This is a genomic window from Nocardia harenae NBRC 108248, from assembly GCF_001612885.1.
GTDB lineage: Bacteria > Actinomycetota > Actinomycetes > Mycobacteriales > Mycobacteriaceae > Nocardia > Nocardia harenae.
Genome location: NZ_BDBH01000004.1, coordinates 64,173 through 89,150, shown reverse-complemented (window position 1 = coordinate 89,150; position 24,978 = coordinate 64,173). Strand labels below are relative to the sequence as shown.

Below are 24,978 nucleotides of genomic sequence, written 5' to 3'. Positions count from 1 at the left end.
GCGATTGCCCGGCCGGTCCGCGCGCCGGTGGTTTCCGGCGTGGCGGCTGTCGGGGCGACGACCGCGACAGCGGGGACGACCGCCCGGCTACGCTCGCCACGTGCGGATTCTGCTCGACGTCGACACCGGGATCGACGACTCACTGGCGCTGCTCTACCTGCTCGCTTCGCCGGAGGCCGAGATCGTGGGCATCGCCTCCACGGCGGGCAACGTGGCGGCCGCCCGGGTCGCCGCCAACAATCTGGCCTGGCTGGACGTGTGCCGCGCACCGGAGATCGAGGTCGCGCTGGGCGTCGCCGACCCGCTGGCCATCCCGCTGCGCACCACCGAGGACACGCACGGCCCGCACGGCGTCGGTTACGCCGACCTCCCGCCGACCACCCGCGCGCTCTCCCCGCGCACCGCCGCCGAACTCTGGGTGGACACCGTGCGCGCGCACCCCGGCGAGATCACCGGCCTCTGCACCGGCCCGCTCACCAACCTGGCGCTCGCGCTGCGCGCCGAACCCGCGCTCCCCCGGCTGCTGCGCCGCCTGGTGATCATGGGCGGCGCCTTCAACCACCCCGGCAACACCACCCCGACCGCCGAGTGGAACATCCACGTCGACCCCGAAGCCGCCGCCGAGGTCTTCGACGCCTTCTCCGGTGCGCCGCAGCGCCCGCTGATCTGCGGGCTCGACATCACCGAGACCATCGAGATGCTGCCCGAGCACCTCACCCGGCTCGCCGAGCGGGCGGGCAGCGCGCCGGTCGAAACGGTCGGCCCGGACGACCCGATCGCCTTCCGCAGCGCGACCTCGAACCCCATCGTGCGGCACCTCACCGACGCCGTCCGCTTCTACTTCGACTTCCACCGCTCCTACGACCTCGGCTACCTGGCGCACATGCACGACCCGTTCGCCGCCGCCGTCACGCTCGACCCCGCGCTGGCCGTGACCCGCGCGGCGACGGTCGCCGTCGAGCTCACCGGGGCGCTCACCCGCGGCACCACCGTCGCGGATTGGTCGGGGATGTGGGGGCGGGAGCCCAACGCCGACATCGTGGTCGGCACCGACCCGGAGCTGTTCTTCACCCGGCTCATCGACCGCGTCGGCGACTTCGCCGGGGCCGTGTACCGGGAGGCGCCGTGACCGAGGCCGAGCGGCTCGCCGCGCTCCGCGCACGGCTGCGGATTCCCGGGATCGTTGACGTGCACACGCACTTCATGCCGCACAACGTCATGCGCAAGGTGTGGGCCTACTTCGACCAGGTCGGGCCGCTGACCGGGCGGGAGTGGCCGATCACCTACCGGGCCGGCGAGGACGAACGGCTCGCCACCCTGCGCTCGTTCGGCGTGCGGGCGTTCACCTCGCTGGTGTACCCGCACAAGCCGGAGATGGCGGCCTGGCTCAATGCCTGGACCGCCGCGTTCGCCGCGGTGACCCCCGACTGCCTGCACACCGCGACCTGCTACCCCGAGCCCGAGGCGAAAACGTATGTGGCGGAGGCTGTCGAAGCCGGAGCGCGGGTGTTCAAGGTGCACGTGCAGGTCGGCGCCTTCGCCCCCGACGACCCGCTGCTCGACCCGGTCTGGGGCATCCTGTCCGACGCCCGCGTGCCGGTGGTGATCCACTGCGGCTCCGGCCCCGCGCCCGGGGAGTTCACCGGCCCCGGCCGGATCGCAGGCGTGCTGCGCCGGTTTCCGCGGCTGCCGCTGATCATCGCGCACATGGGCCTGCCGGAGTACACCGAGTTCCTCGATCTCGCCGCGCGGTACGAGGACGTCCGGCTGGACACCACCATGGTCTGGACCGATTTCAGCGAGGAGAACGCGCCGTTCCCGCGCTCGGAGTACGGGCGGGTTCGCGATCTCGGCGACCGGATCCTGTTCGGCAGCGACTTCCCGAATATCCCCTACGAGTACGCGCACGCCGTCGAGGCGCTGGAGCGGTTGGAACTCGGCGACGAGTGGGTGCGCGGGGTGCTGCACGACAACGGCGCCGAGCTCTTCGATCTGGATCGGCCCGCTCGGCAATAGCGAATTGCACTGACAGGCAACGGCGGAGTCTAATCTCCGTCGAACGCCCGGACCAGCTGCTCGGCGGCGAGGGCGGCGGTCAGCGTCCCCTCCCGCACCTGCTTCTCGACATCGCCGCGCACCGCCTTCACCGATGGATTCTCGGCGAGCCGGCGCAAGAGCTGGTCGTGCACCATGGTCCAGGTCCAATCGACCTGCTGCCGCCGCCGCTTCTCGGCGAACTCCCCGGCGTCGGTGAGCACCCGGCGGTGCTCGAGCACGGTGTCCCAGAACTTGTCCAGCCCGAGCCCCTCCAGCCCGCTCATGGTGAGCACCGGCGGTTTCCAGAGCGCGTCGTGCGGGTGGATGAGCCGGAGCGCCCCGGCGAGTTCGCGGGCGGCGGCCTTGGCCTCGATCTCGTGCTTGCCGTCGGCCTTGTTCACCGCGACCAGGTCGGCGAGCTCGAGCACGCCCTTCTTGATGCCCTGCAGCTGGTCGCCGGTGCGGGCCAGGGTGAGGAAGCAGAAGACGTCGACCATATTGGCGACGGTCACCTCGGACTGGCCGACGCCGACGGTCTCCACCAGGATGACGTCGTACCCGGCGGCCTCGAGCAGGACGATGGTCTCGCGGGTGGCCTTGGCGACGCCGCCGAGGGTGCCCGCGGTGGGGGACGGGCGGATGAAGGCGTCGGCTTCCAGCGAAAGCCGGGCCATGCGGGTCTTGTCGCCGAGGATGGAGCCGCCGGTGCGGGTGGAGGACGGGTCGACGGCCAGCACCGCGACCTTGTGGCCCTTGCGGATGAGGTCCATCCCGAGCGCGTCGATGAAGGTGGACTTGCCGACACCGGGCACGCCGGTGATGCCGACCCGGTTGGAGGCGGCGACCTCGCCCTCGGGGGTCAGCCGGAGCAGCAGCTCCTGCGCCCGATCCCGGTGGTCGGAGCGGGTGGATTCGACCAGGGTGATGGCGCGCGCCAGCGCGGCCCGCTCACCCGAGCGGACCGCGCCTGCCAGTGCGTCGACATCGATGACGCGCTTGCTCATTCCGCGGCGCCACCGCCGAGCTCGTGGCCGAGCGCACCCGCGAGCTTGCGCAGCAGGTCGATCGCGGCGTCGGCGATGACGGTGCCGGGCGGGAAGATCGCGGCGGCGCCCGCTTCGTAGAGCTCGTCGAAGTCACCGGGCGGGATGACGCCGCCGACGATGACCATGATGTCGGGGCGCCCGACATCGGCCAGTGCCTGCCGCAGCGCGGGCACCAGCGTGAGGTGACCGGCCGCCAGCGAGGAGACGCCGACCACGTGCACGTCGTTGTCGGCCGCCTGGCGCGCCACCTCCTCGGGGGTCTGGAACAGCGGGCCCACGTCGACGTCGAAGCCGAGGTCGGCGAAGGCGGTGGCGATCACCTTCTGGCCGCGGTCGTGGCCGTCCTGGCCCATCTTGGCGACGAGGATGCGCGGGCGGCGGCCCTCGGCCTCCGCGAACTCCTCGACCAGCTCGCTCGCGGTGCTGATATTGGTGACCTTTCCGGCTTCGTCGCGGTACACCCCGGAGAGCGTGCGGATCTCGGCCTGGTGCCTGCCGTACACCTTCTCCAGCGCGTCGGAGATCTCGCCGACGGTGGCCTTGGCGCGCGCGGCGGCGATGGCCAGCGCGAGCAGATTGTTCTGCATGCCGCCCTCGGACGAGGCGGCGGCGCGGGTGAGTTCGGCCAGTGCCCGCTCGACTGCGTCGGAATCCCGCTCGGCGCGCAGCGAGCGCAGCTTCTCCAGCTGCTCGGCGCGCACCCGGGAATTCTCCACCTTGAGGACCTCGACCTGCTGGTCCTCTTCCACCTGGTACTTGTTCACGCCGATCACCGGCTGCTGGCCGGTGTCGATGCGGGCCTGGGTGCGGGCGGCGGCCTCCTCGATGCGCAGCTTCGGGATGCCCTCGCCGATGGCCTGGGCCATGCCGCCGTGCGCCTCCACCTCGGCGATGTGCGCGCGGGCGCGGTTCGCGAGCTGGTGGGTGAGCCACTCGACGTAGTACGAGCCGCCCCACGGGTCGATCGGGCGGGTGGTGTTGGACTCCTGCTGGATCAGCAGCTGGGTATTGCGGGCGATCCGCGCGGAGAAGTCGGTGGGCAGCGCCAGCGCCTCGTCGAGCGCGTTGGTGTGCAGCGACTGGGTGTGGCCCTGGGTGGCGGCCATGGCCTCGATGCAGGTGCGGGCGACGTTGTTGTAGGCGTCCTGCGCGGTGAGCGACCAGCCGGAGGTCTGCGAATGGGTGCGCAGCGACAGCGACTTCGCGCTCTTCGGCTCGAACTTCGCGACCAGCTCGCTCCAGAGCAGCCGCCCGGCGCGCAGCTTGGCTACCTCCATGAAGAAGTTCATGCCGATGGCCCAGAAGAAGGAGAGCCGGGGCGCGAACTTGTCGACCTCCATGCCCGCCGCGATCCCGGCCCGGATGTACTCCACGCCGTCGGCGAGGGTGTAGGCCAGCTCCAGGTCGGCGGTGGCACCGGCCTCCTGGATGTGGTAGCCGGAAATGGAGATCGAGTTGAACTTCGGCATCTTCGCGCTGGTGTAGGCGAAGATGTCGGAGATGATCCGCATCGAGGGCTTGGGCGGGTAGATGTAGGTGTTGCGGACCATGAACTCCTTCAGAATGTCGTTCTGAATGGTTCCGGCCAGCTGCTCGGGGGCGACGCCCTGCTCCTCGGCGGCGACCACGTAGAGCGCCAGGATCGGCAGCACCGCGCCGTTCATGGTCATCGAGACCGAGACCTGGTCCAGCGGAATGTGGTCGAAGAGCTGCCGCATATCGAGGATGGAGTCGATCGCCACGCCCGCCATGCCGACGTCGCCCTGCACCCGCGGGTGGTCGGAGTCGTAGCCGCGGTGCGTGGCCAGGTCGAAGGCGACCGAGAGCCCCTTCTGCCCGGCCTGCAGGTTGCGCCGGTAGAAGGCATTGGAGTCGGCGGCGGTGGAGAAGCCGGCGTACTGCCGGATGGTCCACGGCTGGTTCACGTACATGGTGGGGTACGGGCCGCGCAGGAAGGGCTGCACGCCGGGCACGCTGTCCAGCGGGTAGCCCTCGGCGGCGACGGCGTCGCGATCGGCCTTGGTGAAGACCGGCGGGACGTCGATGCCCTCGGGGGTGGCCCAGGTCAGCTGCTCGGGGGCGTAGTTGGTGGCGGCCGCGGCCGCGGCGACGAACTCCGCGACCGCGTCCGGGCCGACGTCGGCAGGCGCGGGGGCGTGCTCGTGCAGCGGCACGTCGGCGAAGCTGCCGATCACGTGCTCGATCTCACCGGTCGTCATGCTCCCACCTTCTCCAGCAGCCCGGACAGCGCCGCCACCGCATCGATCTTCGCGGCCAGGTAGCCGTCGGGCTGATCCGCGACCCCGGCCACGGCCTTCGCCGAGCCGGCCAGCAGGACCGTCTGCACGCCCGCCGATTTCAGCGCTCGCACCGCCTCGCCCGCCTGCTCGGCGTAGCGCGCGTCGGAGCCGCAGAGCACCGCGATGCTCGCGCCGGACTCCTTCGCGGCGGCGGCGATGCCGTCGATCGCCAGCGGGCCGGGGTTCACCGACTCGATCCCGCCGGAGGCCAGCAGGTTCGCGATGAAGGTCACCCGGACATTGTGCTCGGCGACCTTGCCGAGCGGTACCAGCAGCGCCCGCGGCCGGGCGCCGTTGGCGGCCAGGTACACATCCGAGCGGTCGCGCAGCGCCTCGAAGGCGGCACCGTAGCGGGCCACCCGGCCGGGCTCGCGGGCCTGCTCGGAGAGCGCGGCCTCGGCCAGGTTCGGGAATTCGTTCACGCCGGTCACGGCGAAGCGGCGGTGCGCGACGTCGGCGTCGCGGGCCGCCCTGGTTGCGCCGATCCGCTCGGCGAGCAGCCCGGCGCCGAGCGCCGCCCGGTACCCGCCCGCGGCCTCGATCTCGCGCATGAACTCCCAGGCGGCCTCCGCCAGCCGCGCGGTGTGGTCCTCGATGTACCAGGAGCCGGCGCCGGGGTCGTGCACGTGGCCCAGGTGCGACTCTTCCAGCAGCAGCAGCTGGGTATTGCGCGCCATACGGTCGGCGAAGTTCTGCGAGACGCCGAGTTCGCCGGCCGGGAGTGCGGAGTCGAAGGGCAGCACCGTCACGGTGTCGGCGCCGCCGACGCCCGCGCCGAAGGCGGCGAGCGTGGTGCGCAGCAGGTTCACCCAGGGGTCGCGCTGCGCCATCATGGCCGCCGAGGTGACCGCGTGCTGCGGCGCGCCGCCGAACTCGGGGGCGCCGCAGACGTGCGCGACCCGGGCCCAGAGCGTGCGCCCGGCGCGGAACTTGGCGATGGTGGCGAACTGGTCGTCGGTGGCGGCGAGCCGGAACTCCAGCTGCTTCAGCGCATCCGCCATATCGGTACCGGCGGCGGTGAGCGCGCGCAGGTACTCCAGCCCGGCGGCGACCGCGGCGCCGAGCTCCTGCGCCTCGGAGGCGCCCGCGTCGTGGAAGGCGGTGCCGTCCACGGTGATCGCGCGCACGGTCTCGGGGCGGGCGACGGCGGTGCGGGCCAGGGCGATCGCGTCGTCCAGCGCGACTCCGGCGATCCCGGCGAACTCGTCGGTGAGCGGCGAGGCGGCCAGCGCCACGCGGATGGCGGTGCGGTCGGTGGCCTGGTAGCCGTCCAGCGCGGCGAAGAGCGCCTCGGCGGCGGCACCGACCTCGGTGCCCGCGTCCAGCGTGATCGGGGCGAGGTCGAAGAGCAGCCCGCTCAGCGCGGTGCCGAGCCCGGCCACCGGCACGCCGCGCTCGCCGACGCCGAGCCAGAGCGCGGAGAGGCCGTTCTCCAGCCCGGCCAGGATTCTGCGGTTGGCCGCGGCCGGGTCGGCGTCCGTGACGCGGCCCGAGACGAACCAGCCGCGGTGCACGTCGCGGTTGGCGTCGACGCCGCGGACGAACGGGAACGTCCCGGGCAGTGGCGGTTCCGGGCGCTCGTCACGCCGGGTGTAGAGCGGGGCGACCGCGAGACCGTCGTAGGTGGTCTCGGTCAGCAGCGTCTCCGGCTCGTCGGGCAGCTCGGCGGCGTCGACCTTGCGCGCCTTCGCCAGCACCCCCGCCACACCCCTGCGCCACGCGGCGTACTCCGGCACCGGCTCGGTGGCCGGATCTGAAGCAATCGGCATCGCTGCTCTTCTCTCTCCCCTCGCCGGGACGGCACCGCGCGTGCACCGGCCCGAACCGGGTATCCGCCCAGCTCAGCGGGGCTTCCGGTTAACGAGGATTCGTCTGTCGTCACTTCGATGCTAGCGGCCCGCTCCCGGCCGCCGACCGAGGCCCGGCACTACCAACCGGTAACCTCGCCCGGGTGATCCAGCTCATCCGCTCCCCCCGCGCCCTCGCGCTGCTCGCCGCGGTGCTTGTGGTGTGCGCGGCGGCGCTGTTCGCCCCGCTGCCCGGCCCGGCCCGGGTGCAGGAGTGGGCCGATTCGGTGGGGCCGGTGTTCCCGCTGGTCTTCTTCGCCGTCTACGCGCTGGTGACCATCGCGCCGGTGCCGCGAACCGTGCTCACGGTGAGCTGCGGGGTGCTCTTCGGGGTCGCGCTCGGGCTCACCGTCGCGCTGGCCGCGACCACGGTGAGCGCCGCGCTGGCGCTGCTGCTGGTGCGCAGGCTGGACGGGCGCCGGGTGGCGGCGCGGCTCACGCACCCCGCGGTGCGCGCGGTGGACGAGCGGCTGCGGCGCCGGGGCTGGCTGGCGGTGTGGTCGCTGCGGATGATCTCGTTCGCGCCGTTCTCGGTGGTGAACTACTGCTGCGCGCTCTCCGCGATCCGCTTCGGGCCGTATCTCGTGGCTACGGTGCTCGGGTCGCTGCCCGGCACGGCCGCGACCGTGATCCTGGCGGACGCGCTGGTCGGCGGGGCCTCGCCGGAGATGATCGCGGTGTCGGTGGCGTGCCTGCTGATGGGGGTGGGCGGGCTGGTGCTGGACAGTCGCTGGCAGCCGGCGGCCGAGACCGATGGCGCCGTCGTCACCGCGGGCTCGCCCCCGAATACCGCCGCACCGCTACCGGAGCCGCGAGGCTGAGCAGCGCGGCGATCCAGAGCAGGCTCGCCGCGACGGGATGCCGGAGCGGCCAGCTCACGTCGGCGGCGGCAGGCGCGTCGGCGAGGAGCAGCCGCAGCGCCGCCACCACCGCGCTCACCGGGTTCCACTCCGCGACGGCGGCGAGCACGGCGGGCATGGTGCTGGTCGGCACGAAGATGTTCGAGAACATGATGGTGCCGAAGATCAGCGGCGCCGTCTGCTGGAGTACCTGCTCGTCCCGGATGGTCGCGCCGAGCGCGACGCCGAGCCAGGCCAGCGCGAACCGGAAGCCGACGAGCAGCGCGAGGGCGAGCGCGATCTCGCCCGGACCGGCGGTGATCCGCCAGCCGGAGAGGAAGCCCACCCCGGCCATGACGCCGAGCGCGAGGATGCCGATGAGCGTCTCCGCCACGGCGATCCCGGCGGGGGCGGCGACGGGCGCGAGCGGCAGGGCGCGGATCCGGTCGGTGAGCCCGCTGCGCAGGTCGGCGGCGGCGGTGACCGCGGTGGCCACCACACCGGTGGCGGCGACCAGCACCAGGATGCCGGGGGTCAGGTAGGAGCGGTAGGCGACGACGTCCTGCCCGGCGGCGAGCGCGCCGCCGAAGACGAAACCGAAGAGCAGCATCATGCCCGCGGGGGCGGCCAGGGTGATGGCGGGCAGGGCGGGGTTGTTGCGGTGGTCGGTGAGCACGCGGCGGACCAGGACGCGGACCGCGGTGCCCGCCGAGGTGGCGCGGTCGGGGGCGGTCACGCGGACCGCCGGGCGGTGAGCGCGAGGAAGGCGTCGTCCAGGGTGCCGGTGCGCCTGCCGATGTCGCGCGCCTCGACTCCGGCGGCGTCCAGGGCGCGGACCACGGTGAGCAGGGCGGGGGCGGCGGCTCCGAACGTGTAGGCCGAATCGCTGTGCGGCACCGGCGTTCCGCCGAGGCGGACCATGACCGCGGCGGTGGCAGCGCGCTGCTCGTCCGGCACCGCCACCTCCAGCCGGACGCCGACGGTCCGCACGATCTCGGCCAGGGTTCCGGTGGCCACGATGCGCCCGGCGTCCAGGATGGTGACGGCGTCGGCGAGCCGCTCGGCCTCGTCCAGGTACTGGGTGGTGAGCAGCACGGTGGTGCCCGCGGCCACCGCCTCGGCCAGGTAGCGGTGGATGTCGTCGCGGCTGTGCGGGTCGAGGCCGGTGGTCGGCTCGTCGAGGAAGAGGACCTCGGGGCGGACCACGGTGCCCGCCAGGATGTCCAGGCGGCGCCGCATGCCGCCGGAGTAGGTGCGCACCAGGCGATCTCCGGCCTCCGCGAGGTCGAAGCGGGCGAGCAGCTCGTCGGCGCGGCGGCGGGCGGCGGGGGCGGCGAGACCGTTGAGCCGGGCGAACATCACCAGGTTCTGCCGTCCGGTGGCCAGCGGGTCGACGGCGTGGAACTGGCCGACCAGCCCGATCCGCCGCCGCACCGCGCGCGCCGCCGTCACGGTGTCGTGGCCGAGCACCCGGGCGCGGCCGCCGGAAGGGCGCAGCAGGGTGGCGAGCATGCGCACGGTGGTGGTTTTGCCGGAACCGTTCGGGCCGAGCAGCGCGTGCACGGTGCCCTCCGGCACCCGGAGATCTATGCCGTCCACGACGGCGCGCTCGCCGTATTGCCTACGGAGCGCTTCGGTTTCGATGGCGGACACCACAACCCCTCGTTTGGGAACAACGTTCGCAGTTCACGCTACCTGACCGCGTACAACGTTCGCAATTATCGGCTCGAGGCATTCTGGTCCGATGTCATCCGCGAACTCACCGTGGCTGCGGGCCGAGCAGGTGCGGCCGGGGCCGAGGCCCGCGCACACCCTGGACGACATCGCCGCCGCCTGCGTGCGGATCGCCGACGAGTCCGGGCTGGCGGCGGTGGCCATGCGGCGGGTGGCGGAGCGGCTCGGCACCGCGGCCGCCTCGCTGTACCGCTACGTCGACGGCAAGGACGATCTCTTCGCGCTCATGGTCGACCACGTGGCGGCGGAGTACGAGCTGGCGCCGCTCACCGGCGATGTGCGCGCGGACGTGCTCGCGGTGGCGGAGCAGGCGCGGGCGCTGCACCGGCGGCATCCGTGGGTGCAGCGGGTGATTCCGACCGCGCTCGGGCCGAACTCGCTGCGCTACCTCGACCACCTGGCGGGGGCGCTGGCCCCCGCCGGCTTGGACGGCACCACCGTCATGGTCGGGATCGCGCAGCTCACCGGGTGGATCAGTACCTTCGCGGCACAGGAGGGGGCGGGGGCGGTTGGGCAGGATCCGAGGGCGATGCTCGCCATGGTGGCGCGGGGTGACTATCCGCATCTGGCCGCGCTTTTCGCGGGTGCGCCCGCCGCGGGTGGCGGGTTCGATGCCGATGCGGCGTTCCGGGCCGGGATCGATGCGCTGCTGTTCGGGATCGCCGGGAAGGGTCAGTAGGCGCGGAGCGGGAGCGTCGCGGCGGTGACGGCTCGTCGAGAGTCACCGTCCCTGGCGCCGACCCCCGTGCCCGAGAAGCATTCGGATCGGCGCGATCCGATCAGGAGGGCAGCCACTCCGGCGGGGTCACCTCGACGGTCACCACGGTGCTCGCGCGCAGCACCGTCACCGCCAGCGCGACCTCGATCGCCTCGGCGAAGAGCAGCCGCTGCAGCTCCCGCGCGCCGGTGAGCACGGCGTCGCCCGCGCGCAGCAGCAGATCGCCGCGCTGGATCCCGGCCCGGTCGCCGGGGCCGCCGCGCACCACCGCGGTGACCCTGGCCGCGGCGGCCTGCCCGGCCGCCGCCCGCAGCTCGGGCGGCACCGGCGCCGCCGCGACCACGATCCCCAGGTAGGCCCGCCGCACCCGGCCCTCGGCGAGCAGCGCGTCGAGCACCCGGTGCGCGACCGCCCCGATCGGCACCCCGAGCCCGCCGATCCCCGCGACCCCGGTGAGCACCCCCACCACCCGCCCCGCGGAATCGGCGAGCGGCCCGCCGGCGGCGTGCGGCTCGCAGCGCACATCGGTGTGCAACACCTGCTCCACCAGCCGCCCCGCCCGCCGGGAGAGCACCGGCACCGCGCGGTCGACGGCCCCGACCACGCCCGCGCTCACCGCGCCGCCGGGCCCGGCCGGGTCGGCCAGCGCCACCACCAGCCTGCCCAGCGTGAGCGCGTCGGCATCGCCGAGCCGCGCCGGGGCCGGGCCGCCGCCGCGGGCGCGCAGCACCGCGAGGTCGCTGAGCGGGTCGCCGCCGGTCACGTCGGCGACCGTGACGGTGCCGTCGGCGAACCGCACGTCGGCGCTCTCGGCCGGGCCCAGCAAGTGCGCGCTGGTGAGCAGGTGCCCGTCATCGGTGAACACCACCGCCGAGCCGGCCGAGCGCCGGGTGGCGACCCCGGCGACGGCGGGCAGCACGGTATCGGCGACCGCGCCGACCGCGCGCGAGTAGGCGTCCGGCACCGGCTCCCCGGCCTGCGCCGGTTCCGGCAGCTCCTCGGGTTCGAACTCTCGCGACACCGCGCACCACCCCTGCTCACCGGCTGGATACATCCCCGTTCAGGGTGCACCGATCCGGCTGCCGCCACGCCGAAAACATCGGTCTCACGGCGTGTTTCCCGGCGATTGTCCCGCCGGCCCGGCCCGCTCGGATCAGCGGGTGCGCCGCGCCACGACGGCGAGCGCGACGGCCACCGCGAGCATGGTCAGCGGCACCGTCGCGAGCACCACGTGCTGCCAGGAGAGCTCCGGCATCCAGCTCGCATCGATGCCGTAGAGCGCGGCGATCAGAATGGGCGGCAGCAGCACCGCCGAGAGCACCGCCGACGCCTTCACGATCCGGGTGTGCTCGGCATCCAGCCGGGTGCGCAGCGACTGCTGCAGGTAGCCGACCCGGTCGTGCTCGAACCCGGCCTGCTGCGCGACCCCGTCGATATCGTCGAGCAGGTCGTCCAGCAGCGGCCGCAGCGCGGCGCCGCGGCCCGCGGTCTCGGCCCGTAGGTGCCTGGCGGCCCGCGCCAGCCGCACCTGGGAGCGGCGGGCCATGGACAGGATGTCCTCGGCGGCGCCGATCCGGCTCATGAGCTCGCGCACCGCGGTGGGGGCGATCTCCCGGCCGTAGTGCACCCCGCCGGGGCCGTCGATATCGTCGCGCAGCGCGTCGAGCAGCGCGCCGCCGTGCCCGACGACCTGCTCGGCGGCGTCGTTCATGGCCCAGAGCAGCGTGTACATGACGCCGTGCGGGGAGGCGGTGAGCTCCGCGCGCCTGCGCATCTCGACGATGGCGGCGTCGAACGGCGGGAAGTGCTCGCGCGGCTGCAGCGTTACCAGGAACTCGCGCCCGAGCGCGAACACCACGCTGCTGTGCTCCACCCGGCCCGCGCGCAGGTGCTCCAGCGCGACCGGGACGTAGAGGAAGTCCTCGGTGGCCCAGATCCGCTCGCCCGCCTCGGCGAAGTCGACGCCGAGCCGCTCGCGGAGCACGGCGGCGGTGTCGTGGTCGCCCGCGGGCAGCGGTATCCAGTGCTTCTGCAGGACCTCGGTGTCGAAGCGGACGGGAGAGGCGGCGGACACGGCCACGGCGCCCTATCCTCCGTGCGAGACTGCTGCTGCCGCGCGGAGAATGCTTGCGCGCGGGCACTTCTCGGCGGTCGGGTGGATGGTGGTCATGGCAGGCCCTTCCAGTCCGTGAGCGAGGGTCCCCGGAGCGCACCCGACTTCCGCGCACGAGCTCCAGGGGTGGACGCGCGACGTGCGCCGCCGACCATTAGAAAACCCGCTGTGCCCGTTCGTCAATCGCACAGACGGATGTTCGCGTCCACGTCACCGTGGCGAAAGCCGGAACGGGGCGAGACCGCTCGGTCTCGCCCCGTTTCGCTACTGGAAGGTGCCCGGCGGCTGCCACGGCTTTCCGTGCGGGTCGTCCGCCCGGGGTGCGGGCGGACGCTGCTGCGGCTCCGGCTGCGGCTCGGGCTGCTGCGGCTGCGCCGGGGGGAAGGCCTGCTGCGGCGGGAGCACCGGCTGGTGCGGCGAGGGCTCGCGCCTGCTGACGCTCCCGGTGGGCGGGGAGGCGTCCACCGGGGTACGGGCGGTCTCCTCGGCGGCGCGCACCGCCTGCGCGATGTCCGGGTCGGGCGCGGTGTCGAACCAGTCGGCGACCTCGTCGTCGCCGTCCTCCGGGCGGCTCTGCGCGGTGTCGGCGGCGGGCGGTTCGTAGCGGAAGACGCCGTCCGCGCCCTGGCTGCCGAAGCTCTTCGCGAAGCCCTCCAGCGCCTTGCCGAAATCGCTCGGCACCAGCCACACCTTGTTGGCGTCGCCCTTCGCGACCAGCGGCAGCGTCTGCATGTACTGGTAGGCGAGCAGCTCCGGGGTCGGCTTGCCGGACTTGATCGCGGCGAACACCTTCTCGATCGCCTTCGCCTGGCCCTGCGCCTGCAGGTAGGCGGCGGCGCGCTCGCCCTGGGCCCGCAGGATGCGGCTCTGCCGCTCGCCCTCGGCCGCCAGGATCGAGGACTGCTTGCCACCCTCGGCGGCCAGGATCTGCGCCTGCTTCTGGCCCTCGGCGGTCTTGATCTGGGATTCCCGGGTGCCCTCGGCGGTGAGGATCATGGCCCGCTTCTCCCGGTCCGCCTTCATCTGCTTCTCCATCGACTCCTGGATCGACGGCGGCGGGTCGATGGCCTTGAGCTCGACCCTGGCGACCCGCAGGCCCCAGCGGCCGGTGGCCTCGTCGAGCACCCCGCGCAGCTGGCTGTTGATCTCGTCGCGGGAGGTGAGCGTCTCCTCCAGGGTCATGCCGCCGACCACGTTGCGCAGCGTGGTGACGGTGAGCTGCTCGACCGCCGCGATGTAGTTGCTGATCTCGTAGACCGCCGCCTGCGGGCTGGTGACCTGGAAGTACACCACCGAGTCGATCTGCAGCGTCAGGTTGTCCTGGGTGATCACCGGCTGCGGCGGGAAGGAGACCACCCGCTCGCGCAGGTCGACCTTGGCGCGCACCCGGTCCGCGAACGGGACCAGGAACGTCAGCTGACCGGAGACGGTGCGCGAGTAGCGGCCGAGCCGCTCGATGACCGCGGCCTCGGCCTGCGGCACCAGCGCGATCGACTTGAACACCACCACCACGACCAGCAGGACCAGGACGGCGGCGACGATCAGTACAGCCATTACGGCCCCTTCCAGACGACGGCGGTCGCGCCGTCGATCTTCATCACGTACACGCTGGCGCCCTCGTCGTAGGTTTCGTCCGGATTCAGCGGGCGCGCGGTCCACACCTCGCCGTCGATCTTGACCTGCCCGGCGTGCTCGGCCACCCGCTGCAGTACCAGCGCGGTCTTGCCGGGCAGCGCGTCCACGTTGGTGGCGATCGGCGGCGGCGTGCCGAACTTGCGCCGCAGCACCGGCCGCACCCCGGCGAAAAGTACCAGCGTGATGGCGGCGAATACCAGCGCGTCGACGACCAGCGAGGTGTCGAACGCCGCGCTCACCCCCGCGGTGCCGAGCGCGGCCAGCCCCAGCGTGAGCAGGGTCAGCTCCCCCGTGAAGATCTCGGCCGCCGCGAGCAGGATGCCCGCGACCAGCCAGACGATTGCGGCCACGCCCCAACTCTAGCCGCCGGGGCCGACGTTGCGCGCGGTTGCGCGCGGCGCGGCCGGAACCGGCGGGCCGCGGGGTAGTTTCGGGAGCCGTGAGCGGGCGCGACAGGTACGGCGGCGATATCTTCTCGGGGCATTCCAGGGCGAAGCGGCGCGCGGTTCCGGAGGTCACCGCCGAGCGCGACCTGGTGGTGGAGGACGCGGCGAGCGGATTCTGCGGGGCCGTGGTCGGATTCGACCGCAGCTACGACGGCGAGTTCGTGAAGCTGGAGGACCGGCGCGGCGTGGTCCGGCTGTTCGCGCTGCGCGAGGCGGCGTTCCTGCTCGACGGCGAACCGGTCACCCTGGTGCGCCCGGCTGCGGCGGCGCCCGCGGCGCCGACCCGCTCGGCCTCCGGCTCCACCCGGGTGGAGGGGCTGCGCGCCCGGGTCGCGCGGGGCAGCCGGATCTGGGTCGAGGGCGTGCACGACGCCGCGCTGGTGGAGCGGGTCTGGGGGCACGACCTGCGGGTCGAGGGCGTGGTGGTGGAGCACCTGGAGGGGCTGGACAACCTGGCCGCCCGGCTCGCCGAGTTCGGCCCCGGCCCCGGCCGCCGGGTCGGGGTGCTCGTCGACCACCTGGTGACCGGGACCAAGGAGGACCGGCTGACCCAGGGGCTCGGGCCGTATGTGCTGGTCACCGGGCATCCCTACGTCGACGTGTGGCAGGCGGTGAAGCCCGCCGCGCTCGGGATCCCGGAGTGGCCGCAGGTACCGCGCGGCGAGGACTGGAAGACCGGGATCTGCACCCGGTTGCGGTGGGGTTCGCCACAGGACGGCTGGCGGCGGGTGCAGGCCGCGGTGCACAGCTTCCGCGATCTGGAATCGCCGCTGATCGGCGCGGTGGAGCGGCTGATCGACTTCGTCACCGAACCGGAGTGACCGCCGTTCGCCCGGTTGCGCCGGTGCCGCCCTCGACGTCGCCCGCCGCTCGCGGACAGCCTCTATGCTCGAATGTCATGTGCTCCCCCAGTGCCACGCTGACGGTCTGGGCCGGCTCCTGGCTGGCCGGCTGCAGCGCACCCGACGACGTCCTGGAGGCGCTGCAGGCCTGGTCGCCGACGCACACCATCGCGGCGGGCGACCCGGTGACCGGCGGCCGCACCGACCTGCCCTGGTCCGCGCACGGCAATGCCGGAGCCGGAATCATGGCGCTACTCAAGGTGATCCGCGAGGCGATGGCCGAGCCGGGCGCCCGCATGCGGCTGGTCCTCCCGGTCCCCGGTGACCTGCGCGGCCTGCCGCCGGGCACCGCGTTCGCCGCGGACGCACTGGAGGCCGAGGAGGGGCTGCTGATCGGGGTCCCCGGCGGCGAGGGCACCGGGCTGATTCCGCACTGGACCGACGAGGGCACCCTGCAGTGGACCGTCTACAGCGCGCCGGTACGGCCCGAGCACGGCCAGGACATGTCGCTCGGCGAGGCCGAGTACGCCATGCGCGAGGCCGTCCGGGATGCTGCCGACGCGCTGCAGCAGCTGCACACCACCGCCATGGGCGGCGGCTCCGGCGATCCGCGCGAGCTGATCGAGGCCGAGCTCGCCGACTATTCCCGGCACGACTACCCGGACTCGGTTCCGCTGCGCGCCAGGCGAATTCTGGACACCGCCGACCATGTCGCCGCCATTCTCACCGTGGCGCAGCGGGAACCGGCCGCGCGCCCCACCTCGGCCAGCTCGCACGGTGCGCAGGAGACGCTGCTGCGCCCGCTCTGGGACGCCATTCGCGCCGCCCGGCTGGTCGCCGTGCACGCCGCGGCACGCCCCACCTGAGGACCGCCGTTCGGCGGCACGGCACGGCACGCCCCGCCTGCGGACCCGCCGCGCGGCACTGTTCGGCAGCGATCCGCGCGCCCTTCGGCCCGGCTGCCGCTCAACCCGGGAACCGGGGCCGGGGTGCCGTCGGCAGCCGCCAGCCGAAGAGCAGGCCGAGCAGCCGCAGCACGGTCGCCGCCACCGCGCCGATGACCAGCCACACCGACTGCGCGACGGCGGTGTAGGTGCCGCCGAGCGCCACGATCGCCGCCCCGAGCACCGCGGGCACCGCGTACAGATCCGATGGCTGCAGCAGCAACGGGATCTCGCGGACCAGCACGTCCCGCAGGATGCCGCCGCCCACCGCCGTGAGCAGCCCGACCAGCGCCGCCGCCGACGGGCTGCTGTGCAGGTCGAGCGCGATCGCGGCGCCGGTGGCGGCGAAGAGCCCCATCCCGATGGCATCGAACACCAGGATCGTCCGGCGCAGCGCGGTGAAGGCCGGATGGAAGAAGAAGACCAGCAGCGCCGCGAGCGAGGCGATGCCGATCGGCACCCAGTCCTGCACCGCGACCGGCGGTACCCGGCCGAGCAGCACGTCGCGCAGGATGCCCCCGCCCACCCCGGTCAGCACGCCGACCGTGAGGATGCCCCACAGATCGAGGTCCTTGCGCACCCCGACCAGGGCGCCAGAGGCGGCGAAGACGGCGATGCCCGCGCCGTTCAGGATTTCCGGCAGCATCACAGCATCGTGCCGTATGCAGGCGATTTCGCTTCTCGGCGGGCGGTGTGTAACGTAGGGGATGCGACGCGGGGTGGAGCAGCTCGGTAGCTCGCTGGGCTCATAACCCAGAGGCCGCAGGTTCAAATCCTGTCCCCGCTACCACCGTGGCCCCGGAGAAATCTCTCCGGGGCCACTCCTGCTTTCGGCACCAGCTCGCCTTCGCTCAGGAAGGGCGTCGCGGGGGTGCGCAGCAGCCGACGGCGCACGGGGTGCCGTCAGCAGTCGATCCGAAGCCGGGGACGGTGCCGAGTTTGCGGGCGGGGGCGGCGGCGAGGTGCTCGTCGATCAGCTCGAGGACCAGCTGGGCGAAGCGGGGGTCGGCGCCGGGGGTGCCGGCGCGGGCGAAGGCCATACCGAGTTCGCGGGCGCGCTCCTCGGCCTCGTTGTCCAGATCCCAGATGACCTCGAGGTGGTCGGAGACGAAGCCGATCGGGCAGACCACGACGGCGTCGATTCCCTTGCCGCTCAACGCGTCCAGGTGGTCGACGATGTCGGGCTCCAGCCACGGGATGTGCGGGGGGCCGGAGCGGGACTGCCACACCACGTCGAAGTCGGCGAACCCGGCCGCCTCGGCGCAGAGCCGGGCCGCCTCGGTGACCTGGCGGGAGTACAGGTGCCCGCCGAGCGCGGGCGGGCCCGCGGTGCCGTCCGCGGCGACCGGAACGGAGTGCGCGGTGAAGACCAGCCGTGCCCGGTCGCGCCGATCGGCGGGCAGCTCGGCCACAGCGGTTTCGACGGCGTCCGCGAACGCCGCGATGAGCAGCGGGTGGTCGAAGTACTGCCGCAGCTTCAGCAGCCGCGGCGCGGAATCGCCCACCGCACCCCGGGCACGGGCGATGTCCTCGTGGTACTGGAGGCAGCCGGAGTACCCGCCCCACGCCGAGGTCGGGAAGACCAGCGCCGAGCGCACCCCGTCGGCCGCCATCCGGCGCACGGTGTCCTCCACCATGGGGTGCCAGTTCCGATTGCCGAAGTACACCGGCAGCTCCAGCCCGGCGGCCGCGAGCTCCGCCTCGACCGCGGCGATGATCGCCAGGTTGAGCTCGTTGATCGGCGACCGCCCGCCGAAGTGGTGGTAGTGCTCGGCGACCGCGAGCAGCCGCTCGCGGGGGACATTGCGGCCCCTGGTCACGTTCTCCAGGAACGGCATCACGTCCTCGGGACGCTCCGGGCCGCCGAACGACAGCAGCAAGAGTGCGTCGGCCTGTGCGGCCACGGGAGCCTCCTCGGGGTCGGTCAGTTGAAGCTCTCCGGGAGCCAGGTGTTGTGGCTGGCGCCGCCGTCCACGTAGACGATGGAGCCGGTGGTGGCGGGCAGCCAGTCGGAGAGCAGCGCCACGATGGACTTGCCCACCGCGGTCGGGTCGTCCACGTTCCAGCCGATCGGCGAGGCACCGTCCCAGTACTCGTTGAGCTGGTTCAGCTTGGCCGCGTCGTCGGTGGCGGTGCCCGCGATGGCCTTGGCGGCCAGCGTCTTGATCGGGCCCGCGGCGACCAGGTTGGAGCGGGCCCGCTTGGCCTCGCCGACCTCGCGCGCCACGTACCGGTTCACCGACTCCAGCGCGGCCTTGGCCACGCCCATCCAGTTGTAGTACGGCATGGCGGTGCGCGGGTCGAAGTCCATGCCGACCAGCGAGGCGCCCTCGTTCAGCACCGGGAGCACCGCGCGGGCCAGCGAGGCGTAGCTCCAGGCCGAGATCTCGAAGGCCTTGGCGGCGTCCGGGCCGGGGCCCTCCAGGAACGGCTTGGCCTCGGGGCCCATGAGGGTGCGCGGGGCGAAGGCGATGGAGTGCAGCACGCCGTCCAGGCCCTGCGGGGCCAGCTCGCGGACCTTGCCCGCCAGCGCGTTCAGGTCGTCCTCGTTGGTGATGTCGAGGCCGATCGCGGGCGGGACCTCCTTCGGGAGCCGCTTGGCGATCCGATCGATCAGCCGCAGCCGCTCCGGGATCCCGGTGATCAGCACGGTCGCGTCCTGCTCCTGCGCGATCGCCGCCGCGCGGAACGCGATGGACGCGTCGGTGATGATCCCGGTGATCAGGATGGTCTTGCCTTCGAGCAGTCCGCCCATGGGTTCTCGGTTCTCCTGAGGTTCGTGAGAGTGTCGGAAAGCGGGGGTCAGTGCCCCATGCCCATGCCGCCGTCGACCGGGATGATCGCGCCGGAGACGTAGGCCGAGTCCTCGGAGGCCAGGAAGCTCACCACATTGGCGACGTCCTCCGGCTTGCCGAGCCGCTGCAGCGGGATGAACTTCTTCGCGGTGTCGCGCAGGTCGTCGCCGAGCTCGGCGGTCATGTCGGTCTCGATGAAGCCGGGCGCCACCACGTTCGCGGTGATGCTGCGCGAGCCGAGCTCGCGGGTGATCGAGCGGGCCATGCCGACCACGCCCGCCTTGGAGGCGGCGTAGTTGATCTGGCCGGGGCCGCCGCCGAGGCCGACCACCGAGCCGAGGAAGATCATCCGGCCCCAGCGGGCCCGCAGCATGGCGCGGTTCGCGCGCTTGGCCACCCGGAAGGCGCCGGTCAGGTTGGCATCGAGGACCCGGGTGAACTGCTCCTCGTCCATCCGCATGAGCAGCGTGTCGTCGGTGATCCCGGCATTCGCGACCAGCACCTCGACCGGCCCCTGGTGCTGCTCGACCTCGGTGAACGCGGCGTCCACCGACGCGCTGTCGGTGACATCGCACTTCACCCCGAACAGCCCGTCGGGCACCCCCGAACCACGGTGCGTCACGGCGACCTTGTGACCGTCGGCGAGCAGACGCTGGGCGACCGCGAGCCCGATGCCGCGGTTTCCTCCGGTCACCAGGACCGAACGGGATGTGGTGTTCGACATGCGATCAACCTACCCGCTCGAATCCCGAGATCACGACGAGGCCACCAGGTTTGTCCGACCGTCATTCGCGCACCGCCGCCGCCGTGTGAGACAGCACAACGGATCACGGCAGCCGCTGGCGCCGGAGCAGCCCGGTGACCACGCCGGCGGCGACGAGCAGCATGCCGAGCAGCAACCAGGGGCGGCTGGCGTCACCCCTGGTGAGCTCGTAGCCGATCTGCTCCTCCAGGGTGTCGTAGACCGAGGTCAGCTCCTGCAGCGAGGACGCCGTGTAGAACTCGCCGCCGGAGAGGCGGGCGATCTCGCGCATGGCGTCGTCGTCCACCTCGACCCGGACGTCGTCGGTGCCGCCCTCGGGCCGCGGGATGTGCACCACGCCCCACTTGGTGCCGAAGGAGATGGTCGAGATGGGGACGTTCTTGGTCTTGGCCAGCCGGGCCGCGACGAACTCGTGCCGGGGATCGTCCTGGTCGTTGAAGTCGGGAACGGTCTGCTTGCCGTCCGACATCAGCACGATCCGGGCGGGCGGCGGCTCCTGCGCCCCGCCGAGCACCGAGGCGAGCGTGTCGATGGCCTGCAGCGCGGTCAGGATGCCCTCGCCGGTGGCGGTGCGCTCGGCGAGCTTCACATTGTCGATGGAGGCCTTCACCGCCTCGTGGTTCGTCGTCGGCGAGACCATCACCGAGGCGGTGCCCGCGAAGCTCACAAAGCCGATGTTCAGCCCCTCGGGGAGCCCGTCGACGAAGTCCTTGCCCGCCTTCTGCGCGACCTGCAGCCGGTTCGGCGCGACGTCGGTGGCCTCCATGGAGAGCGAGACGTCCATGACGATCATGACGGTCGCGCGGTTCCGCGGCACCTTCTGCACGCTGGTCGGCCCGGCCGCGGCGATGGTCAGGAAGATCAGCCCGACCAGCATGAGCGCGATCGGCGCGTGCCGGAACGGGCTCGGCCTGGCAGGCGCGACCTTCTCCAGCAGCTCCATGTTGCCGAAGCGCAGCATCTGCCGGTGCCTGCCGCGCTGCACCAGCACGTAGCCGAGCACGATGAGCGCGACGACGGCGAGGAATCCGAGCCAGATCGGTGTGGTGAAGTGGGAAATGCTCACTGCCGGGGCACCCCGCCGGTCGGGGCGCCGAAGCTGTGGCGCCGGGTGGACACGAACCGGACCACGTCGGCGATCCAGTCCCGGTCGGTACGCAGCGGGAGCACCGGCGCACCGCAGCTGCGCAGCGCCTGCTCCACCTGGGTACGGTGCTGCTCCGCGGCGGCCGCGTAATCGGCCCGCAGGGTGTTCGTGACGGTGAACTCGCGGGTGCGCCCGGTCTCCGGGTCGTGCAGCACCACGTCGCCGACGTCCGGCAGGGTCAGGTCACGGGGGTCGAGCACCTCGACGGCGAGCAGGTCGTGCCGCGCCGAGATGGCGCGCAGCGAGCGCTGCCAGTCGATATCGCCGAGGAAGTCGCTGATGATCACCGCGAGGCCGCGTTTGCGCTGCGGCCTGCGCAGCGACTCGATGCCCGCCCTCAGGTCGCCGCGCACCCCGTCGGCGGCGTGCGGGGTGGTGGCGATATCGCGCAGCAGCGACTGCGCGTGCACCCGACCGCTGCGCGCGGGGATCCGCACCAGCCGCTCGCCGGTCGCGACCACCGCGCCGATCCGGTTGCCGCCGCCGCTGGTCAGGTGGGTGACGGCGGCCGCGGCGGCGATGGCGAGATCGCGCTTCTGGCAGAGCGCGGTGCCGAAATCCAGGCTGGCCGAGAGGTCGACCACGATCCAGGTCTCCAGCTCCCGGTCGGCGATCATCTGCCGGACGTGCGGGTTGGTGGTGCGGGCGGTGACCGACCAGTCCATCTGGCGCACGTCGTCGCCGGGCTGGTAGATCCTGGCCTCGCCGGGCTCCGAGCCGGGGCCGGGGATGAGCCCGAGGTGGTCGCCGTGCAGCACGCCGTCGAGCCGCCTGCGCACGGTGAGCTCGAGTGTCTTCAGCGCCGCCGTCAGCTTCGGGTCGGTGAGCTCGCCGGCCCGGAACGAGGGCGGGGCGTGGGTCGGATTCATCACGCGGGCAGCCGGTTCGGAGGCCGCCGTCACTGCGACTGGTTGTTGGCGGCCTGCGGGACCGGCGTGCCGTACGGCTGCTGCTGCGGGGCGGGCTGCGGCGGCACGGCCTGCTGCTGCGCCGGGTTCGGCTGCTGCTGGGCCGGGACCGGCGGGGCACCCGCGCCGTTGCTGCCCGCGACCGCCTGCGGCGCCACCTGCGGCAGCCCGACGGTCTGCAGCACCCGCCGGATGACGTCCTCCGGCGAGACCTCGTCGGCCAGCGCGTCGTAGGAGAGCACCAGCCGGTGCCGCAGCACGTCCGGGATCACCTCGACCACGTCCTGCGGGACCACGTAGTCGCGGCCGCGGATCAGCGCCACCGAGCGGGCGGCGGCGATGATTCCGAGGCTGGCGCGCGGCGAGGCGCCGTAGGCGATCCAGCTCGCGACGTCCTGCATGCCGAACTCCAGCGGCTTGCGGGTCGCGGCGATCACCCGGACCACGTAGTCGACGAGCGCGTGGTGCACGAAGGTGTCGGCGGCGAGCTTCTGCAGCCGGATCAGGTCCTCGGGGGTGAGGATCCGGTTCGCGGTGGGCGGGGTGACGCCCATCCGGTAGATGATCTCGCGCTCCTCCTCGACCGTGGGGTAATCCACCACGACCTTGAAGAGGAAGCGGTCGCGCTGCGCCTCGGGGAGCGGGTAGACGCCCTCGCTCTCGATCGGGTTCTGGGTCGCCATGACCAGGAACGGATCCGGCATGGGGTAGGTCTTGCCGCCGATCGAGACGTGCCGCTCGGCCATCACCTCGAGCAGCGCCGACTGCACCTTGGCGGGGGCGCGGTTGATCTCGTCGGCGAGCACGAAGTTCGCGACCACGGGGCCGAGCTCGGTGTCGAACTCCTCCCTGCCCTGGCGGTAGATCCTGGTGCCGACGAGGTCGGTCGGCACCAGGTCCGGGGTGAACTGCACCCGGGAGAACGAGCCGCCGACCACGGTGGCGAAGGTCTCGACGGCGAGCGTCTTGGCGATGCCGGGCACGCCCTCCAGCAGCACGTGGCCGCGCGCGAGCACGCCGACGAGCAGCCGTTCCACGAGCCGGTCCTGACCCACGATGACCCGCTTGACCTCGTAGATCGCCTTCTCGAGGAGCTGCACGTCACGCTCCAGGGTGCTGCCGGGTGCGGGCGACTCCTTCGCCAGACCTACCCCGCTCACACCATCCGTCGAAGTCACCAACATCCCCGCTTTCGCCTCGGTCCTGTGCGTGCTGCCACAACTATTCCAGGTAATGGGCCGCTGCGCCGCAACCGGTGCGACTTCGCAGGCCGCGCACCCGGTCAGCCGGTGACGATCCGCACCGCGTACGGCATGATCCCGCCCGTGCGGACCGGCGACACCTTCACGACGTCGCCGGACTGCGGTGCCTCGATCATGGTGCCGTCGCCGAGGTAGAGCGCGACGTGCTGGCTCCCGCCCGCGCCCCAGAAGAGCATGTCGCCGCGGCGCCGCTGCTCGACCGGGACGCGGGTGCCCGCGTTGTACTGGTAGCCACTGTAGTGCGGCAGCGCCACCCCGATGCCTGCGAAGGCGTAGAGCATCAGCCCGGAGCAGTCGAAGCCGACCTTCTTGTAGTCGCCGTGCTGGTCGGCGACGCCGCCGTCCCTGATGCCGAGGGTGGGGCCGTCCTCGTCGCCGCCGCCCCAGGCGTAGGTGACGCCGAGCTGGGACATGGCGCGGTCCACCACGGTCTCCACCGCCGCCGAGCCGTGCACCGAGGGCGAGGAGGGCTTGGCGGGCTTGGGCTTCTTCGGTTTGCCCGGCGTGGACGGCGTCGCCTCCAGCTGGGTGTGCGGCCTGCTGCCCTGGTTCAGGGTGGCGGCGCGGTCGCGCGCGGCCTGGTCGACGGCGGCGCGGGCGGCGGCCGCCGCGGCCGCCGCCCTGATGGCCGCCTCCTCGGCTTTGCGCTGCCGATCCCAGTCGATCCAGACCGCGCGCTGGTCCTGTAGCCCGGAGACGGTGGAGCGCGCCGCGTCCAGCCGGCCCTGGGCGGCGTCGCGGGCCTGCTGCAGCACATTCCGCTGCACGGTCTGCCGGTCCAGCTCGGCGGTCGCGGCGGTCACCGCGTTCTGCGCCGCGTCCTTCTTGACCTCGGCGTCGGCGGCGGCCGTGTCGGCGACCGACTTGGCGTGGCGCGCCTCGGAATTCCGGTTGCCCTGATCGATCTGCGCGCGGCGCAGCCCGTCCAGCACCGACTGCTGCCGCCTGGAGACCAGGTCGAGCACCTGGGCCCGGTCCAGCGCGGCGTCCGGGGTGGCGGCGGAGAGGTAGCTCACCATGGAGGTGGCGCCGGGGCGGGTGTACGCCTCGGTGGCGAAGTCGTCGAAGTCGGAGCGGGCCCGGATCACCTGGTCGCCTGCGGCGGCGAGCGACTGCAGGGTGTCGGTCACGTGCGCCGCGGCGGCGTCCGCGGTGTCCCTGGCGTTCTGCAGGTCGACCAGCGCCTTGTTGACCTCTTCGCGGGTGCGCGCCACCTCGTCGTCGAGCACCTGCAGCTGCTGGTCGGCGACGGCGACCTCGTTGACGAGGCCGCTCACCTCGGTGACGCCGGAGTCCACCGCCGCCCCGGCCCGCGCGATGTCCTGGTCGCTGGGGTTCGGCGGCGGGGGCGGCACCGCGAGCGCCTGGCCGGTGCCGACCAGCAACACCGCGGCGATCAGCAATCCCGCAGCGACGCGTAGGGGACGGCTTTTCTTCGATTTGCCACTGTTACGCATCGGCACCTCCAGCGGGACACCACTACTCAGAAGCAACAGCAGACCCGCCGGGAACGTGGGTTGCTTTGAAGCCCTTCCCCCACTATTTCCCCAGGCGCATCACGTTGAACCGTACGTCACAGGAGTTACCGAAGGAACTTTTCCC

At 72.7% G+C, this 24,978-nt stretch carries 23 protein-coding genes and 1 tRNA gene; 7 read left to right on the top strand and 17 right to left on the bottom strand.

The window, feature by feature from the left end; genetic code table 11:
• The first annotated feature begins 100 nt into the window (after window positions 1-100).
• Window positions 101-1,129 (top strand): nucleoside hydrolase, encoded by a 1,029-nt coding sequence (locus tag NH2_RS06460; RefSeq protein WP_067649787.1) that lies wholly within the window; start codon window positions 101-103, stop codon window positions 1,127-1,129.
• Complete coding sequence (locus NH2_RS06455; RefSeq protein ID WP_067649784.1) at window positions 1,126-2,016, top strand: amidohydrolase family protein; 891 nt, start codon at window positions 1,126-1,128, stop codon at window positions 2,014-2,016. The genes NH2_RS06460 and NH2_RS06455 overlap by 4 nt, the downstream gene beginning before the upstream one ends.
• Window positions 2,017-2,045: 29 nt before the next feature.
• Here NH2_RS06455 and meaB read toward each other — a convergent pair whose 3' ends face one another.
• From meaB to NH2_RS06440, 3 genes are read right to left on the bottom strand one after another with little or no spacing between them, the layout of a single operon-like run.
• A complete protein-coding gene (meaB, locus tag NH2_RS06450; RefSeq protein WP_067649781.1) occupies window positions 2,046-3,041 on the bottom strand; it encodes a methylmalonyl Co-A mutase-associated GTPase MeaB in 996 nt (331 codons plus the stop codon).
• On the bottom strand, window positions 3,038-5,302 hold the full coding sequence (gene scpA, locus NH2_RS06445) for a methylmalonyl-CoA mutase (protein WP_067649778.1): 2,265 nt from the start codon (window positions 5,300-5,302) through the stop codon (window positions 3,038-3,040). The genes meaB and scpA overlap by 4 nt, the downstream gene beginning before the upstream one ends.
• On the bottom strand, window positions 5,299-7,152 hold the full coding sequence (locus tag NH2_RS06440; protein WP_067649775.1) for a methylmalonyl-CoA mutase family protein: 1,854 nt from the start codon (window positions 7,150-7,152) through the stop codon (window positions 5,299-5,301). Before NH2_RS06440 ends, scpA begins: the two co-directional genes overlap by 4 nt.
• 182 nt (window positions 7,153-7,334) lie before the next feature.
• On the opposite strand from NH2_RS06440, the gene NH2_RS06435 reads away from it, so the two are divergent.
• Window positions 7,335-8,051, top strand: a complete 717-nt coding sequence (locus NH2_RS06435) for a TVP38/TMEM64 family protein (RefSeq protein ID WP_067649772.1) — start codon at window positions 7,335-7,337, stop codon at window positions 8,049-8,051.
• Here NH2_RS06435 and NH2_RS06430 read toward each other — a convergent pair.
• Together NH2_RS06430 and NH2_RS06425 are read right to left on the bottom strand one after the other, a co-directional pair.
• Entirely contained in the window at window positions 7,996-8,805 is an 810-nt protein-coding gene (locus NH2_RS06430) for an ABC transporter permease (RefSeq protein WP_067649769.1), read from the bottom strand. The genes NH2_RS06435 and NH2_RS06430 overlap by 56 nt on opposite strands.
• Window positions 8,802-9,722, bottom strand: a complete 921-nt coding sequence (locus NH2_RS06425) for an ABC transporter ATP-binding protein (protein ID WP_369690031.1) — start codon at window positions 9,720-9,722, stop codon at window positions 8,802-8,804. Before NH2_RS06425 ends, NH2_RS06430 begins: the two co-directional genes overlap by 4 nt.
• Before the next feature lie 91 nt (window positions 9,723-9,813).
• On the opposite strand from NH2_RS06425, the gene NH2_RS06420 reads away from it, so the two are divergent.
• A complete protein-coding gene (locus NH2_RS06420; protein WP_067649762.1) occupies window positions 9,814-10,482 on the top strand; it encodes a TetR/AcrR family transcriptional regulator in 669 nt (222 codons plus the stop codon).
• 100 nt (window positions 10,483-10,582) lie between these two features.
• Here NH2_RS06420 and NH2_RS06415 read toward each other — a convergent pair whose 3' ends face one another.
• The 4 genes from NH2_RS06415 to NH2_RS06400 form a co-directional block, all read right to left on the bottom strand.
• Window positions 10,583-11,575: a S1C family serine protease gene (locus tag NH2_RS06415; protein WP_084505277.1), complete on the bottom strand. Its 993-nt coding sequence runs from the start codon at window positions 11,573-11,575 to the stop codon at window positions 10,583-10,585.
• 99 nt (window positions 11,576-11,674) lie between these two features.
• Complete coding sequence (locus tag NH2_RS06410; protein WP_067649759.1) at window positions 11,675-12,601, bottom strand: CorA family divalent cation transporter; 927 nt, start codon at window positions 12,599-12,601, stop codon at window positions 11,675-11,677.
• A 297-nt stretch (window positions 12,602-12,898) separates the two neighbouring features.
• The gene (locus NH2_RS06405; RefSeq protein ID WP_067649756.1) at window positions 12,899-14,188 is read right to left on the bottom strand and encodes an SPFH domain-containing protein; all 1,290 of its coding nucleotides are present in this window, start codon (window positions 14,186-14,188) and stop codon (window positions 12,899-12,901) included.
• Window positions 14,188-14,619 carry an NfeD family protein gene (locus NH2_RS06400; RefSeq protein WP_067649753.1) on the bottom strand — a complete coding sequence of 144 codons (432 nt, stop codon included), beginning with the start codon at window positions 14,617-14,619 and terminating at the stop codon, window positions 14,188-14,190. The genes NH2_RS06405 and NH2_RS06400 overlap by 1 nt, the downstream gene beginning before the upstream one ends.
• Window positions 14,620-14,708: 89 nt before the next feature.
• On the opposite strand from NH2_RS06400, the gene NH2_RS06395 reads away from it, so the two are divergent.
• Both NH2_RS06395 and NH2_RS06390 read left to right on the top strand, forming a co-directional pair.
• The gene (locus NH2_RS06395; protein ID WP_067649750.1) at window positions 14,709-15,536 is read left to right on the top strand and encodes a DUF3097 domain-containing protein; all 828 of its coding nucleotides are present in this window, start codon (window positions 14,709-14,711) and stop codon (window positions 15,534-15,536) included.
• Window positions 15,537-15,613: 77 nt separating this feature from the next.
• Window positions 15,614-16,423, top strand: coding sequence for an Rv1486c family protein (locus tag NH2_RS06390; RefSeq protein ID WP_067649748.1), 810 nt, complete (start codon window positions 15,614-15,616; stop codon window positions 16,421-16,423).
• Window positions 16,424-16,523: 100 nt separating this feature from the next.
• On the opposite strand, the gene NH2_RS06385 is transcribed toward NH2_RS06390, so the two are convergent.
• Window positions 16,524-17,147, bottom strand: a complete 624-nt coding sequence (locus NH2_RS06385) for a trimeric intracellular cation channel family protein (protein WP_067649745.1) — start codon at window positions 17,145-17,147, stop codon at window positions 16,524-16,526.
• A gap of 67 nt (window positions 17,148-17,214) precedes the next feature.
• Between NH2_RS06385 and NH2_RS06380 the strand changes: the two genes are divergently transcribed.
• A tRNA-Met gene (locus NH2_RS06380) sits at window positions 17,215-17,291 on the top strand.
• Window positions 17,292-17,352: 61 nt separating this feature from the next.
• Here the strand turns inward: NH2_RS06380 and NH2_RS06375 are convergent.
• From NH2_RS06375 to NH2_RS06345, 7 genes are all read right to left on the bottom strand, one after another.
• Window positions 17,353-18,405, bottom strand: a complete 1,053-nt coding sequence (locus NH2_RS06375; protein WP_084505276.1) for a ferrochelatase — start codon at window positions 18,403-18,405, stop codon at window positions 17,353-17,355.
• Between the two features lie 20 nt (window positions 18,406-18,425).
• Window positions 18,426-19,256, bottom strand: coding sequence for an NADH-dependent enoyl-ACP reductase InhA (inhA, locus tag NH2_RS06370; RefSeq protein ID WP_067649738.1), 831 nt, complete (start codon window positions 19,254-19,256; stop codon window positions 18,426-18,428).
• A 47-nt stretch (window positions 19,257-19,303) separates the two neighbouring features.
• Entirely contained in the window at window positions 19,304-20,020 is a 717-nt protein-coding gene (gene fabG1, locus NH2_RS06365; protein ID WP_067649735.1) for a 3-oxoacyl-ACP reductase FabG1, read from the bottom strand.
• 103 nt (window positions 20,021-20,123) lie between these two features.
• Window positions 20,124-21,125 carry a VWA domain-containing protein gene (locus tag NH2_RS06360; protein WP_067649732.1) on the bottom strand — a complete coding sequence of 334 codons (1,002 nt, stop codon included), beginning with the start codon at window positions 21,123-21,125 and terminating at the stop codon, window positions 20,124-20,126.
• Complete coding sequence (locus NH2_RS06355; protein ID WP_067649729.1) at window positions 21,122-22,075, bottom strand: DUF58 domain-containing protein; 954 nt, start codon at window positions 22,073-22,075, stop codon at window positions 21,122-21,124. The genes NH2_RS06360 and NH2_RS06355 overlap by 4 nt, the downstream gene beginning before the upstream one ends.
• A gap of 29 nt (window positions 22,076-22,104) precedes the next feature.
• A complete protein-coding gene (locus NH2_RS06350; RefSeq protein ID WP_067649726.1) occupies window positions 22,105-23,298 on the bottom strand; it encodes an AAA family ATPase in 1,194 nt (397 codons plus the stop codon).
• Between the two features lie 98 nt (window positions 23,299-23,396).
• A complete protein-coding gene (locus NH2_RS06345; protein WP_067649723.1) occupies window positions 23,397-24,833 on the bottom strand; it encodes an NlpC/P60 family protein in 1,437 nt (478 codons plus the stop codon).
• Window positions 24,834-24,978: the final 145 nt, after the last annotated feature.

Excerpts from the sequence above, each read along its gene's own strand:
- meaB (WP_067649781.1), bottom strand. The coding sequence starts at position 3,041 with ATGAGCAAGCGCGTCATCGATGTCGACGCACTGGCAGGCGCGGTCCGC.
- scpA (WP_067649778.1), bottom strand. The coding sequence starts at position 5,302 with ATGACGACCGGTGAGATCGAGCACGTGATCGGCAGCTTCGCCGACGTG.
- NH2_RS06440 (WP_067649775.1), bottom strand. The coding sequence starts at position 7,152 with ATGCCGATTGCTTCAGATCCGGCCACCGAGCCGGTGCCGGAGTACGCC.
- NH2_RS06420 (WP_067649762.1), top strand. The coding sequence starts at position 9,814 with ATGTCATCCGCGAACTCACCGTGGCTGCGGGCCGAGCAGGTGCGGCCG.
- NH2_RS06415 (WP_084505277.1), bottom strand. The coding sequence starts at position 11,575 with ATGTATCCAGCCGGTGAGCAGGGGTGGTGCGCGGTGTCGCGAGAGTTC.
- NH2_RS06405 (WP_067649756.1), bottom strand. The coding sequence starts at position 14,188 with ATGGCTGTACTGATCGTCGCCGCCGTCCTGGTCCTGCTGGTCGTGGTG.
- NH2_RS06390 (WP_067649748.1), top strand. The coding sequence starts at position 15,614 with ATGTGCTCCCCCAGTGCCACGCTGACGGTCTGGGCCGGCTCCTGGCTG.
- NH2_RS06385 (WP_067649745.1), bottom strand. The coding sequence starts at position 17,147 with ATGCTGCCGGAAATCCTGAACGGCGCGGGCATCGCCGTCTTCGCCGCC.
- inhA (WP_067649738.1), bottom strand. The coding sequence starts at position 19,256 with ATGGGCGGACTGCTCGAAGGCAAGACCATCCTGATCACCGGGATCATC.
- fabG1 (WP_067649735.1), bottom strand. The coding sequence starts at position 20,020 with ATGTCGAACACCACATCCCGTTCGGTCCTGGTGACCGGAGGAAACCGC.
- NH2_RS06355 (WP_067649729.1), bottom strand. The coding sequence starts at position 22,075 with ATGAATCCGACCCACGCCCCGCCCTCGTTCCGGGCCGGCGAGCTCACC.
- NH2_RS06350 (WP_067649726.1), bottom strand. The coding sequence starts at position 23,298 with ATGTTGGTGACTTCGACGGATGGTGTGAGCGGGGTAGGTCTGGCGAAG.
- NH2_RS06345 (WP_067649723.1), bottom strand. The coding sequence starts at position 24,833 with ATGCGTAACAGTGGCAAATCGAAGAAAAGCCGTCCCCTACGCGTCGCT.